This window comes from Treponema ruminis, from assembly GCF_014201975.1.
GTDB classification, from domain to species: Bacteria; Spirochaetota; Spirochaetia; order Treponematales; family Treponemataceae; genus Treponema_D; species Treponema_D ruminis.
The window spans coordinates 132,307-145,696 of the sequence record NZ_JACHFQ010000003.1 but is presented as its reverse complement, the minus strand read 5'-3'; the positions used below and the strand labels follow the sequence as shown (position 1 = coordinate 145,696).

General features: G+C 45.5%; 8 protein-coding genes. 1 reads left to right on the top strand and 7 read right to left on the bottom strand.

Annotated elements, in window-relative coordinates; all coding sequences use genetic code 11:
• Positions 1-18: 18 nt before the first annotated feature.
• Complete coding sequence (locus HNP76_RS05110) at positions 19-3,060, bottom strand: ligand-binding sensor domain-containing protein (protein ID WP_184658157.1); 3,042 nt, start codon at positions 3,058-3,060, stop codon at positions 19-21.
• Positions 3,061-3,189: 129 nt separating this feature from the next.
• Here HNP76_RS05110 and HNP76_RS05105 point away from each other — a divergent pair, with 129 nt between their 5' ends.
• Complete coding sequence (locus HNP76_RS05105) at positions 3,190-4,557, top strand: TrpB-like pyridoxal phosphate-dependent enzyme (protein ID WP_184658155.1); 1,368 nt, start codon at positions 3,190-3,192, stop codon at positions 4,555-4,557.
• Between the two features lie 33 nt (positions 4,558-4,590).
• On the opposite strand, the gene HNP76_RS05100 is transcribed toward HNP76_RS05105, so the two are convergent.
• From HNP76_RS05100 to HNP76_RS05075, 6 genes are all read right to left on the bottom strand, one after another.
• Positions 4,591-5,655 carry an AI-2E family transporter gene (locus HNP76_RS05100; RefSeq protein WP_246462599.1) on the bottom strand — a complete coding sequence of 355 codons (1,065 nt, stop codon included), beginning with the start codon at positions 5,653-5,655 and terminating at the stop codon, positions 4,591-4,593.
• 62 nt (positions 5,656-5,717) lie between these two features.
• Positions 5,718-7,028 carry a serine--tRNA ligase gene (gene serS / locus HNP76_RS05095; protein WP_184658151.1) on the bottom strand — a complete coding sequence of 437 codons (1,311 nt, stop codon included), beginning with the start codon at positions 7,026-7,028 and terminating at the stop codon, positions 5,718-5,720.
• A 99-nt stretch (positions 7,029-7,127) separates the two neighbouring features.
• The gene (locus HNP76_RS05090; RefSeq protein ID WP_184658149.1) at positions 7,128-7,862 is read right to left on the bottom strand and encodes an SIMPL domain-containing protein; all 735 of its coding nucleotides are present in this window, start codon (positions 7,860-7,862) and stop codon (positions 7,128-7,130) included.
• A gap of 22 nt (positions 7,863-7,884) precedes the next feature.
• Complete coding sequence (locus HNP76_RS05085) at positions 7,885-9,933, bottom strand: DUF8523 domain-containing protein (RefSeq protein ID WP_184658147.1); 2,049 nt, start codon at positions 9,931-9,933, stop codon at positions 7,885-7,887.
• Positions 9,933-10,298: a hypothetical protein gene (locus HNP76_RS05080; protein ID WP_184658145.1), complete on the bottom strand. Its 366-nt coding sequence runs from the start codon at positions 10,296-10,298 to the stop codon at positions 9,933-9,935. Before HNP76_RS05080 ends, HNP76_RS05085 begins: the two co-directional genes overlap by 1 nt.
• A complete protein-coding gene (locus tag HNP76_RS05075) occupies positions 10,291-13,341 on the bottom strand; it encodes a chromosome segregation SMC family protein (protein WP_184658143.1) in 3,051 nt (1,016 codons plus the stop codon). Before HNP76_RS05075 ends, HNP76_RS05080 begins: the two co-directional genes overlap by 8 nt.
• Positions 13,342-13,390: the final 49 nt, after the last annotated feature.

Sequence of the window (13,390 nt, the reverse complement as noted above, 5' to 3'; positions counted from 1 at the left end):
TCATCACTTGCAGTCATATTACAGGAAGTATGTTTTCATCTTGCCCTTGCCCTTGACTTCGAGCTCAACGCCTTCGCTGTAGTTAAAGCTGTCCTTTGTCTGGGCATGGGTCATTTCTGTGACGTGGATTTTCATGGCCTCGCCTGTGCTTTCCATGCGGCTTGCAACGTTTACAGTGTCACCCCAGATGTCGTAAATGAATTTTGACTTTCCGATTACGCCTGCGACGAGGTTTCCTGTGTTGATTCCAAGCCTGATCTGAACTTTGACGGGTGAAGTTTCGTTGAATTTTTTGACGTCTTCCATGAGGCCCTGGGCGTATTTGACCATGCGGAGGGCTCCGTCCTGGTCGATTTCATCAGTAAAGCCTGTTGCCGCCATGTAAGCGTCACCGATTGTCTTGATTTTCTCGATTCCCTCACGTTTTGCCCGCTCGTCAAAGAGGGAAACCATTTTGTTCAGCATTGTTACGACTGCCTCTGCGCTCATTCCGTCGCTCATTTTTGTAAAGCCTACGATATCAGTGAACAAAACCGTGATGTTTGGGTATTTTTTAGCGATTGTCTGATTCGGGTGCTCGGTCAGTTCCTTTGCAACTTCTTTTGGAAGTATGTTGAGCAGGAGGCTTTCAGATTTTTCTTTCTCAAGCTTGAGGTCATGGGTTCTTTCTTCGACCTTTTGCTCAAGCTCAATCTGATAGCGGCGCATCTTGCGGATTTTATGTCGGACCATGAAGGTTGAGATTGCAATTGCTATGAGGATAATCAGAGGCCAGAACCAAATCTGCTGCCAGATGTAAGGTTTTTTGACAATGATGATAGGACTTGTCGGCTCGCTTTCGATTTCATCGCTGTTTTGAGAGATTACCGTGAATTCATAAGTGCCCGGCTTTAAGTTTGTGTATGAAACGTTCCTCAAATTTGACCAGTCTGAATAGTCCTGTTCGAAGCCTGCCAGTTTGTAGCGGAAGCGCATCTGATCAGAGGAAATGAAGCTGAGTCCCGTGAATTTGATGCTGAGACGCTTTGCTGAAGGCTGGAGAATGACTTTTTCGCCGTTATAATTAAATTTTGTGTTGTCGATTGAGTATTCCTGAATTTCGATTTTTGGTGCAATCTGATTTTTACCGGATTTTACCGGGTCGTAGATTGCAAAACCGTCAATCAGGGTGAACCAGATTCGGCCCAGCGAATCCTGGGTTGAAACCGATGTTGAAGTAATGCCGCCCGTGATGAGACCGTCCGAGTTACCGTAAAATTTTGCTGATATTTTGTCTTTCTTGTCGTCGAGAACTTCTTCGATTTCTGAAAGATTGACTGAAAGTACGCCCTTGTTGCTGGTCATCCAGATTGTGTGGGTGTAGTCGCAGATAATCTGGAAAATACTGTCAGTGCCCAGACCGTTTCGTGAGTTGAAATTGAAGAAGGTGTTTCTTTCTTCTATAAATTTGGAAATGCCGGTTCCCGTCGTGACCCAGAGTCCGTCACCGATTTTGGAAATCTTGAAGATTACGTTTCCTGCAAGTCCGTCATCGGTTTTATAGTGCTTGACGATTTCCTTGTCCTTGAGGATATAGATTCCGCCGCCGTCAGTTCCGACCCAGATTTGACCGATTTCATCTTCGTAAAGGGCCATGATGAATTCGTTTTCAAAGCCGTTTTCCCGCGTGATGTTTGTGAATTTGCCGTCTTCGTGGTTTAATATGCTCAGTCCCTGGGTGGTTCCGAAGTAGTAGTCACCGCTCATTGTTTTGATTGCGACCCTGTTTTTTAAGCCTGCAAGACCATCTTTAGTTGTCCAGACTTTGATTTCGTCATTTGGAAGAACGCGAATCTGGCTCAAGTCAGAGTATGCTGAAATCAAGAGCTCGTTGTCGCTCGTCATTCCGACATGGCGGATTCTGGCTCCCTTGCACTTTTCGGTGATTTTGTTTTCGATGAATTTGTTGTCCTTGTAGCAGTAAAGTCCGTCGTCAGCTCCGAGCCAGGTAACGTTGCGGATTTTATCCTCACAGATTGCGTTGATTGCGATTGGCATTGAGATTGTGCGGAATTTTCCGTGGCTCATTTTTTCGATTCCGCCGCGGTTGTAAGCGACCCAGATGTTTCCTTCCCGGTCTTCGAAGATTTCGTTGATGTAGTCGTCCGGGATTCCGTTGCGCTTGTCATAGTAAGTGTACATTCCGTTGTGGAGGACTGTGATTCCGCTGTCAGAAGCAAACCAGTAATCTCCTGCCTTGTCCTGAATTATTGAGTTTACGACAGTTCCTTCAGTGTGGTCATGGCCGATATCAAAAACAGTTTCTTCTGTGTCCTTGATTCTGACTGAATAGTGGGGGGCAACGCCGAACCAGAAGGCACCGCTTTTGTCCTGGGTGACTTCGTTTACAGATGGATTTTTGATTTTGGTGATTCCGGTGAAAAGTTCGACTTTTTTGTTTGAATAGACGAAAAGTTCGTTTGCGTTTGCCGTTGAAATCCAGATTCTTCCGGCTGTGTCGCAGTAAAGCTTTGAAACCTGAATAGTTTCCTGTCCAAGTTCCTTGAGTCCGTCCGGGATTATAACTTCTGATTCTGTCGTGAGATAACAGAGGCCTGATGCCGTTCCCAGCCAGATGTTTCCATCGTAGTCCTCGCAGATTGCCCGGATTGAGTTGTGGGGAAGACCGTCTTCGGTGGAGAATTTTTTAATTTCTCCGTTTTTCTTTATGCAGCTTACGCCCTCGTCGTTGTGTCCGACCCAGATGTTGTCTTTTGAATCCTGAAAGATTGAGCGGACTGCAACGAAATCATATTTTGGATCGAAATTGCGTGAAAAATTGACGAATTCAATTCCGTCAAAGCGTACCAGGCCGTCATAGGTGCCGATGTATATGTAGCCCTTTTTGTCCTGCATGAGGGCCGTGATTGTCATGCCGGGAAGACCGTCTGCCGTTGTCCATGTCCTGTGAACAAAGTCGTTTAGGAATGACTGGTCAATGTTTCCCTTGGCCGCTGACTGTGAAAATGCATTAAATAAAATAGAAGAGATGAGAAGAAAAACGGAGGTGATTTTTTTCATAATATTTTATTTTAACTTAAAGATTTCATTGGCGCAAGAATATATTTTTTCTTTTTCTTGCAAATTTCCAGTTTCCAATATATAATGTTTCTATAAATAATAACGCACAACTTTGCTTTGGAGAAAAATATGTCCGAGAAAATCCCTTACAAAATCTATCTTGATGAAAATGAACTTCCAACCTCTTGGTATAATGTCCGCGCCGACATGAAGAAGAAGCCGGCTCCACTCTTGAATCCTGGTACCGGCAAGCCATGTACAGCCGAAGAGCTTTCTCATGTCTTCTGCGATGAACTTGTAAAGCAGGAACTTGACGATAAGACTGCAAATATTCCGATTCCTGCTGAAATCCGTGAATTCTACAAAATGTACCGCCCGGCACCTCTTGTCCGCGCTTACTGCCTTGAAAAGAAACTGGGAACTCCGGCCAAAATCTATTATAAATTTGAAGGAAACAATACCAGCGGAAGCCACAAGCTCAATTCAGCAATTGCCCAGGCTTACTATGCCAAAAAACAGGGCCTCAAGGGCGTTACTACTGAGACAGGTGCAGGTCAGTGGGGAACAGCCCTTTCAATGGCCTGCTCATACTTTGATTTGGACTGCCAGGTTTACATGGTAAAGGTCAGCTACGAGCAGAAACCTTTCCGCCGCGAAGTAATCCGCACTTACGGAGCGCAAATCACACCGTCTCCAAGCGAGACAACCGAAGTCGGCCGCAAGATTCTTGCAGAGTTCCCAGGAACAGGCGGAAGTTTGGGCTGTGCTATCAGTGAGGCTGTAGAGGCTGCCACAAAACAGGAAGGCTACCGCTACGTTCTCGGCAGCGTACTCAATCAGGTTTTGCTCCACCAGACTGTAATCGGCCTTGAGACAATGACCGCAATGGACAAATACGGCATCAAGCCGGACGTAATCATCGGCTGTGCAGGCGGCGGGTCAAATTTGGGCGGCTTGATTTCTCCGTTCATGGGGCGAAAATTGCGTGGTGAGGCTGACTATCAGTTCATCGCTGTTGAGCCGGCTTCTTGTCCGTCACTTACCCGCGGAAGCTATGTTTACGACTTCTGTGACACTGGTCACGTTTGTCCTCTTGCAAAAATGTACACTCTCGGAAGCGAATTCATGCCTTCACCAAACCATGCAGGCGGCTTGCGCTATCACGGAATGAGCTCAATTCTTTCCCAGCTTTATGATGACGGCCTCATGGAAGCACGCTCTGTCGAACAGACTGCTGTTTTTGAGGCAGCTCAGGCCTTTGCCCGCGTTGAGGGAATCCTTCCGGCTCCGGAAAGCAGCCACGCAATCAAAGTTGCGATTGACGAAGCCCTAAAATGCAAGGAAACCGGCGAGGAAAAGACAATCCTCTTTGGCCTTACAGGAACAGGCTACTTCGATATGTATGCATACAAGGCTTTCAATGACGGCACGATGAGCGACTACATTCCGACAGACGATGAAATCGCCAAATCACTGGCCAAGACTCCGAAAATCTAAATAAAAAAATCCGTGCCCAAGGGTACGGATTTTTTATTTTCCTGCATTGTAGAGGTTTTCCAGATTTTTACCGCTGCCCAGTAGAATTCCGATGGGTCGGAGAACCTGGATGTTTTCGCAGAAGATTTTGATGATTACCATGAGGGGAACGGCTACGATTAAGCCTAAAAATCCCCAGAGCCAGCCCCAGAGAGAGAGGCTTACGAGAATCATGAAGGGCGATATTCCTAGATTTTCACCCTCAATTCTAGGTTCTACTACGTTTCCCAAAAATACATTCATTACAAGAACTGAAATCGCGATAAAAATTACCGGAAATGGTGAAGGATAGCACTGTAAAAAGGCAAAAATCGTCGTGATTGCCCAGGAAATGATTGAGCCGAAAGTTGGAACGAAATTAAGTACAAAGGCAAGAAAGGCCCAGACTAAGGGAAAGTCAACTCCAGCGATAAGACAGAAAATGAAGACGAAAATCCCGGTAAGAAGGGAGATAAAGAACTTGATTGAAATGTAATGGGTCGTGTCTCGCGCAACCCTGTTCATGATGTCGTGAATCTTTGTGCTTGAGTGACCGGAAAAAGCCGCGTAGACCTTTTTTTTGGTGAAATTGATTTCCAAAAGAAGAAAAATCGAAAGAAGGATAATCAAAAATGTGCTTTTCGTGAATGAAAGCATGAAATTCGTGAAGTTTACGGCAAAGTTTTTGAGCAGGGGAACTATGTTCAGCTGTGAAGAAAGATTTTCGAGCAGAGTCTGGTCTTTGTTGAAATCGAAGAAGAAATTCAAAAGTCCTGAATCCTGATTTTGGGCAAAGCTGTCCTGCATTGTATGGTAAATCATGCGGAAACGCTCTTCATATTTCGGGAATGACTCTAGAATCGACATGAAACTGGTCGAAAGAATGTTTCCAAGTCCAAAGAAAATAACCGTAAAAAGGGCGTAGACAATGAGGATGCCGAAAAACCAGGGAAGCTTGAATTTTGTGGAAAGTTTTTTTACGAAGGGGTAGAAAACTGCCGCTAAAAGTACGGCCAGAATAACAGGCTTGAGGAAACTTTCAAGCACCTTGAGCATGGTCCCCGCAAGGACAACGCTCATAAAGATGAGAAGATAAAAGATTCCCCGTAAAACTCTGTTTTCTGGCTCCGGCATAAATTAAATTACTGATTTGACTGTTTTTTGTTTTTTGGCAAAATCTTGTCAAAGCCACAGTATGGAACGAGAACTTCTGGGATTGTAACAGATCCGTCTGCGTTCTGGTAATTTTCCAGGATTGCAAGCATTGCTCGTCCTACAGCGATTGCTGTACCGTTGAGCATGTGAACGTACTTGTTCTTGCCGTCGTCATCGCGGTATTTAACGTTCAGGCGGCGGGCCTGATAGTCTGTACAGTTTGAAGTTGATGTGACTTCACCGTAGTCGCCATCTGGATGAGCTTCGTTGGCCCGTCCAGGCATCCATGCTTCCAAGTCCCATTTGCGGTAGGCAGGTGCACCCAAGTCGCCTGTACAAGTGTCAACAACATGGAACGGCAAGCCCAGTCCTGTGAAAATCTCTTCCTCAATAAGACGGAGTTTTTCGTGGATTTTGTCAGATTCTTCCGGCAATGAGTAAACGAACATCTCAACCTTGTCGAACTGGTGAACGCGGTACAAGCCCTTTGAGAACTGGCCTGCTCCACCTGCTTCGCGTCGGAAACAATGTGAAAGACCGCAGTAGAAGAGAGGGAGAGCTGATTTTTCAAGAATTTCGCCTGAGTGATAGCCGCCCAAAGTGATTTCTGCAGTTGCGACCAGACAAGTTCCTTCGTCTTCGATACAATATACGTTTGATTCGTTTCCGCGAGGGTTGAATCCGATACCCTGCAAGATTTCCTGTTTTGCTACATCAGGAGTAATGAACTGTGTGAAACCGTGCTTGCGGAGAATATTGAGTGCATACATGATGAGGGCCTGTTCAAGGAATACGGCCTCATTTTTAAGATAGTAGAATTTAGGACCAGAAACCTTTGTACCACGGTCAAAGTCAAGGATGTCCAGTTCTTCGCCGAGAGTTACATGGTCTTTTGGCTGGAAGTCGAATTTGCGCGGTGTGCCGACTTTTTTGACTTCAAGGTTTTCTGTGTCGAGCTTTCCGATTGGTGTGTCAGGGTGGTGCATGTTAGGAATCTGTCGTCCTGTTGCGTCGAGTTTTTCCTCAACTTCTGCAAGTTCTTTTTCTGCGGCAGCAACGTCTTCCTTAATCTTTTTGCCTTCTTCGATGTATTTTGCGCGAGTCTCAGCATCAAGCTTCTGTTTCATTGAAGCTGCGTTCTCGTTTCTCTTCTGCTGAAGGGCCTGCAATTTTGTTGTGAGAGCAGTTCTCTCGTCGAAAAGTTTTACAACCAGGTCAGCATCAGCGACCATGTTTCGGTCAGAAATATTCTTTTTGACTTCATCAAGATGTTCTTTAATAAATCGATAATCAAGCATTTTATTCCTCGTTTTTATATTACCCGTTTTGCTGCGGGAATCTAATTCTTTTATATTTTATTGTTTTTCATGTCTTATCGCAACAGGATTTCTAAAGTCCTATTTCAACTGATAGACTGCATCGACGGAAATCGTTACTGTTGAGCTTCCGCCAGAAACAGGAGTTGCTACGGCTTCTTCTGCAATAGCCATGTCGCTGTTTGCAAGTCCTGCCTTAAGCATTCTTGTACGCGGATAAGCGTAGTCTGCGTGTTCTGAAATTGAAAGCACCTTGCCCAGTTTTGCCCCGCTTGCTCCTGCAAGAAGGTTTGCGGCTTCCTGAGCCTGTGCAATTGCGAGTGACCTTGCCTGTTTTTTGGCAATTTCAGTGTCAGTCACGCCGTAGGTGAGTGAAGAAAGCTGGTTTGCCCCTGATTTGAGGGCCAGATCAATCACTTCGCTGACCATTCCAATCTTTTTGACAAGAATTTTAATCTGATTTGTTACCCGGTAGTCATCGTAAACCTGTTTTCCGGATTTATTGTCATAGTGACTTTCCTGATAAACTGAAAAATTCTGGGTTGAGATGCATTCTTTTTGAATACCCTTTGCCTTGATTGCATCCTGAACTGCGGTCATTTTTTTTGCGTTCTCTGCGGAAGTCTCGCTGACATCATTTCCCTTTGTAATGACAGAAAGGATGATGGTTGCCGTGTCAGCTTCTACAGTGATGCTGCCGGTTCCTGAAACACTGACAGTTCTTTTTGAATAGTGATCCTGCTGAATGGAGCAGGAAGAAAGAAGAAGGGCTCCTGCCAGTGACAGGCCCGTGATAGCCAATGAAAGCTTTTTCATATAATCTCCAAGAAAAGTATTTTTACCTGATATCTATGTAGAATCGTTTGAGATAAATCGAGCGGTTCTTTGCCTGTTTCCAGTATTTGCTTGCAGGGTAACGTTTTACCAGCATGTCGTAAGAATCTACGGCGAAGCGGATGTCACGCACCTGGCTGTTGCTCTCAGAAATCTGACCGAGAAGGAAGAGGGCTTCATCAAGTCTTGTTGAAGCGGTGTTGTAGTATTCCTGGGCTTCTTTGAGGGCGTCCGCGAATTTTTTGTCAGCGAAGTCTTTTTTTGCCTTTTCGAGAAGAGATTCGTCAGCGACGACACTTGTGTCCTCAACAATGACTACAGGCTCGCTTGACACCTGTGAATCTTCTTCCGGCTCGCTCTGAGAAGAAAGCGGTGTGTAATTGAATGCCTGAACTTCCCTGGGCTTTGTTTCTGCTGCCGGCTGAGTTTTTGCAGGCTCGGCTGCCTGGCTTTGCTCCACGCTTGAAACATGTGTTGTCGATTCGGTGTTCTGAATGACTGTCTTGATGTCGCTTTCTGGAGCTGTTGAAGCAAGAGCTGCTGCCGCATGTGGGGCAGCTCTTGCTGCAGTCGGAGCGGCTTCCTTCTTTGAAGCTGCATTTGCCTTTGCAGGATCGTTTTTCTTATTTTCTTTTGCCTCTTTTGATTTTGGAGAGACTTCTTTTTCTTTAGCTTTTGAAGATTTTCCAGAATCAGCGACAGGCTTTTTTGCTTCATTTTGAACTTTTGGCTCAGCCTTTGTTTGAGCTGCTTCCTGGGCTTGGACCGGAGCTTCTTCTTTAATTTCACTAGTCTGAGATTCTGTGGCTGCGGCATTTTCGTTTGCCCGGTCGATTCTTCTCTGCGGTTTTGCAGGAACAATGTCTGCGTATGACGGTGCCCGAACGCGGCCCGTGCTCTTTTTATTTTCAACGTTTACTGCAAGATAATCATCGATGTATTGGCCTGTGAGGGCATCGTTCTTGTAGAAGTGGAGGATTGTCTTGCCTGCTTTTTTTGCCCTGAGTGAGAATGTCGTGTTTTTAGTGCCGAGTTTTCTTCCAAAATAATTGAAGAGGTCGTTTTTATCGGTTTCGCCGATATAAGTCCAGCCTGTTCCCGGATATGTTACGTCAAGATACTGGTTGATTTTAACATTTACAGAGCGGGAAGGGGTGACAAGCTCGCTTTCTGAAGGCTCAGCCGGGCTTTCTTCAATAACTTCACTTTCTTTTGCAGCAGGAACTTGTGCTGCAGGAGCCGGGGCTGGCTCTATATTCTGGTTTTCGCTTGCTTTTGAAGGACTTTCTGTTGTTTCTACAGTTTTTTCTTCTGCCTGCTGGGCAAACTCTTTATTTTCTTCCGGTTTTGCCTCTTCTGCTTGTGGAGCGGCTTCTTCTGGAATGGAAGCTGTTTTTGCCTCTTCTTTTGGAGCTTCCGGCAAATCGTGAACTACAATTTCTGGTTCTTCAAAAATCTGGTATTCTGAAACCTTGCTTTTTTCGTCAGTGGTAGGTGCTTCTCCGCCTTCCTTGTTGAGATTTGAGTCTTCCTCGCTGACTTTTTCGCCTGTCTTGTCAGAGTTTTCTTCCTGAGAAGGTGATGAGACTTCTTCCAGAGCTGAGTTTTCTGCTTCTTCTGATTCTGCCGTCTCTGACTCTTCGCCAGAACTTTCAGCTTCTTCTGAACTTTCAGATTCTGCCGAATTGTCTTCCGGCTCAGTTTCTGTTTCTACTTCTACAGAATTTTCTTCTGTTCCACTTTCTTCTATTTTACCTGATTCTTCTGCGTTTTCGGCTTCTGAATCAATCTGCTCTTCTTTCTTTTCAGACTCTTCTGCGCTGACTTCTGGCTCTGCTTCGATTTCATTTTCAGAGTTGTCAGCCGTGACTTCGGCTTCTTCTGCCTCAACAGCATTTTTTTCAGAATTTTGATTAACTGAGTTTATTTCAGACGCGATTTCGTTCGCGACTTCTTCCTGCTTTTGGTTTACGTCAAGGCTAGCTGTTGAGCCACATGATGTGAGAAAAATTGAAAGTGATACAAAGATTGCTGGCAGAAAAACTTTTTTCATTACGGAGCCGCTCCTGTTATATCATCGGCTATTTTGTCGTTCGCCTTTTCCAGTTCTTTCATTGTTTCTTCTTCCGGATAGGTGAACCATTTGTCAATTTCTTCTTTTGACCACTGATTTTCGGTGATTCGGTTTGGATAATATTCTTTTTCGATGTCAGGAGAATCGGGAATAAGAACCGGCGCATCCTGTGTGAAAGGCTCGGCTTCCCGAATCTCAGTTTTTTTGACTGGCGTTGTCTGAATCATGAGGATTATAAGCCCGGCAAAGAACAAAAAAACGACGATGCAAATAATTGCAATCAAAAGCGGTTTTTTCTGAGTAAAATCCGAAATGCTGTCTTTTAAATCATCAAAATCAAACATTTTCTGCTTCTTTTGGAGCCGCCTCACTGTTATTCTGCTTGGCTTCTTCTTCAGCTGCTTTTGCTGCCTTAGCTTCGGCCCTTGCACGTTTGGCGGCTTCTTTTTGCTCCTCGTTATATTTTTCGATAATCGGGTCAGTGATTGTACCGTCTGCGTTATGGATTCGTGGCTCCGGTCTTGGCGGAACGACTACACCTTCTTCTTCCGGTACATCCTCTTCGATAAATTCTTCGGTCTCATCAAAAGAATCGTCCTTTGAAATTGACTTGTCCAGGCTGATTGTAATTACCTTACTTACGCCTGATTCCTGCATTGTGACACCCAGCATTGTGCTTGCGCCCATAACGGTCTTTTTGTTGTGGGTGATGACGATATACTGAGAAAGTTTTGCGAATGAGCGGAGTGCCTGAACAAAGCTTGTGACGTTTTTGTCGTCCAAAGCCGCATCAATCTCGTCCAAAAGACAGAATGGAGAAGGACGAACCTGATAGGTTGCGAAGAGAAGGGCTACAGCCGTCATTGTCTTTTCGCCACCCGAAAGAAGGGCGATGTTCTGCAGTTTCTTTCCTGGCGGCTCGGCGTAAATATCAACTCCCGACGTGAGAACGTTCTGCGGATCTGTGAGTCGGAGCTCGGCACGGCCACCACCGAAGAGACGGCGGAACATATTGTGGAAATTCTTTTTGATTTTGTTGTAGGTGAGGACGAACATCTCTGTTGACTTGGTTTTGATTTCCTCGTAAACACGAAGGATGTCCGCACGGGCCTTTACAGTGTCCTCGTACTGCTTCTGGAGTTTTTCATAGCGCTCCTTCTGCTCACCGAATTCTTCCGGTGCCATGAGGTTGACTGAACCCAGGTCAGCAAGTGCTTTTCGTGAAGAAGAGAGCTTTTCACGCAGGACAACTGACGGAGTATTGATTTTATACATGCGTTCCTCAAATTCCATGAGGTCGCGTGAGTGGGTTTCGATGAAGTTCTGCTTGATGTTACGGATGTCGTTTTCGCTTGTAACAAGATCAAGAGTGAGCTTTTCGTACTGAGACTGATATTTCTGCTGCTCTTCGCGCTTTTTGTCCAGGGCGTTCTTTTTGCCGCTTACGCTTGTGTTGCAGCGTTTGATTTCCTCGTCGAGATTGCCCATTGTTTCGGCACATTCCCGGCCGTGGCGTTCGATTTCGCCCAGAGCCTCGTCCAAATCAGAGATTCGCTCTTCCAAATCTTCCTGATTTTTCTGCTCCAGATACAAATCCTGCTCGTTCTGGCGCAGGGCGTTCTGCTCGCCTGTAAGGTTGCGCTTGAGCAAATCAGCCGTCTGCTTGGCGTTGAAAATCTGCTGCTGCATCTGAGCCTCAGAAACGCGGAGCTGGCTTAAAGTCTCTTTGTATTCGTTAATTTTACCGATAAGCAGGATGTTTTCTGCCTTGTAACCGTCGATTCGCTCGCGGATTGTGGCGATTTTCTGCAAATTTTCCTGAATGTTTCGGTCGATATTTCGTTTTTTGGTGATGATACCTTCCGGAGAAAGGAATTCATCGATGAAGTTTGGTACTGTCTCAGAATAAGTCTGAACGGCACCTTCGATTTCTTTTACAAGGCCTGCGACTTCATCCAGAGCCTTGATTGCGTCTTTTGCAAAATTCTCGTTTTCTTCGTCTGAGTGGCCCTTGAGGGAAGCGTAGTCAGTGAAAATGTTGCGGCGGCCTTCTGCGTAGACCTTGAGCTTTCCGACCAGGGAATCCAAGTCTTCCTTTGCCTTTTTGCTGGCAGCGCTTGAAAATCCTGAGTCCTTGAGCTTTGCGTCGAGCTCGGTGACGATATCTTCAGTGATTGCTTCGAGTTCTTTCTGGAAATTTTCACGTTCTGTGTCTAAATTCCTGATTTCCTCTTCGCTTTCGGTGATTTTCTGCTCGTTTGTCGTAATCTGATTCTGTGATGACTCAATATTTTTGACGAATGAATCGATGTTCTGCTTTACTTCTTCAATCTGCTTGCTTTTTGAGCGAAGGTCTGCGTCCTGATTTGCGATTTCTTCGTTGAGTTCGTCAATGCGCTCCTGAATAGAACGCTGCTTGAGTTCGAGAGTACCGATTTTTTCGCGGATGGTGCGGGCGTTTTCGTTGAGAATCTTCTGCTGGTCGAGTTTGTTTGTCTTTTCAGTTTGGATTCTGACAAGCTCCATCTGAAGTTCGCCCATTTTTGCCTGCAATTCCTTGATTTTGTCGCTGTTTTCTGTGAGCGTGTTCAAAATCTCGTCGATTTCGGCTTGAACTGCATTGCGTTTTTCGGCGATTTCTTCTTTGGCCTGGGTCTGGCGGGCCTGATTCTGAACAAAATCCTTTAATTTGAGAAGCTGGATGTCGAGCTCAAAGTTGAAGATGTCTTCCTTGAGGGCCCGGTATTTGAGGGTCTTTTCGCTCTGAACTTTTAAAGTCTCGTAGCTGCGTTTGTTTTCTGCCAGAGAGACCTCAATCATGTCCAGGTTCTGCTGGGTTCTCTCCAGATCACGGCGGGCTTCTGCAACTTCGGCCTTACTTCGGGAAATACCGGCTGCTTCCTCAAAAAGATAGCGTCGGTCTTCCGGCTTGCTCGAAAGAATCTGGTCGATTTTGCCCTGTTCCATGACGGAATAGGCTGCCTTACCGACACCTGTATCCATGAAGAGGCGGCGGACTTCTGTAGGACCAACCTGCTTGTTGTTGATGTAATATTCGTTTTCACCTGAGCGGTAAAGACGGCGTTTGAGTGCAATTTCTGTATCATCGAGAGGGAGAAGACCGTTTTCGTTTGCGAGTGTGAGCGTGACTTCTGCGATGTTGAGAGGCGGACGGGTTTCAGTTCCGTTGAAAATGACTGATTCCATTGTGTCCGCACGGAGATTCTTTGCCTTATTCTCTGCAAGAACCCATTTTACAGCATCAACGACATTACTCTTTCCACAGCCGTTTGGGCCCAAAAGAGCAGTGATGCCGTCGGCAAATTCAATGTGGGTTTTGTCGGCAAAAGATTTAAATCCAAATATATCCAGACTTTTTAGAAACACAAGGAAACCTCATTTTTTGAAATGTACTAGTCAGTATAACATGAAATCG

Bases quoted from the DNA above. Each gene is read 5' to 3' on its own strand.
- HNP76_RS05080 (WP_184658145.1), bottom strand. From the start codon at position 10,298: ATGTTTGATTTTGATGATTTAAAAGACAGCATTTCGGATTTTACTCAG.
- HNP76_RS05090 (WP_184658149.1), bottom strand. From the start codon at position 7,862: ATGAAAAAGCTTTCATTGGCTATCACGGGCCTGTCACTGGCAGGAGCC.
- HNP76_RS05110 (WP_184658157.1), bottom strand. From the start codon at position 3,060: ATGAAAAAAATCACCTCCGTTTTTCTTCTCATCTCTTCTATTTTATTT.
- HNP76_RS05100 (WP_246462599.1), bottom strand. From the start codon at position 5,655: ATGAGCGTTGTCCTTGCGGGGACCATGCTCAAGGTGCTTGAAAGTTTC.
- HNP76_RS05085 (WP_184658147.1), bottom strand. From the start codon at position 9,933: ATGAAAAAAGTTTTTCTGCCAGCAATCTTTGTATCACTTTCAATTTTT.
- serS (WP_184658151.1), bottom strand. From the start codon at position 7,028: ATGCTTGATTATCGATTTATTAAAGAACATCTTGATGAAGTCAAAAAG.
- HNP76_RS05105 (WP_184658155.1), top strand. From the start codon at position 3,190: ATGTCCGAGAAAATCCCTTACAAAATCTATCTTGATGAAAATGAACTT.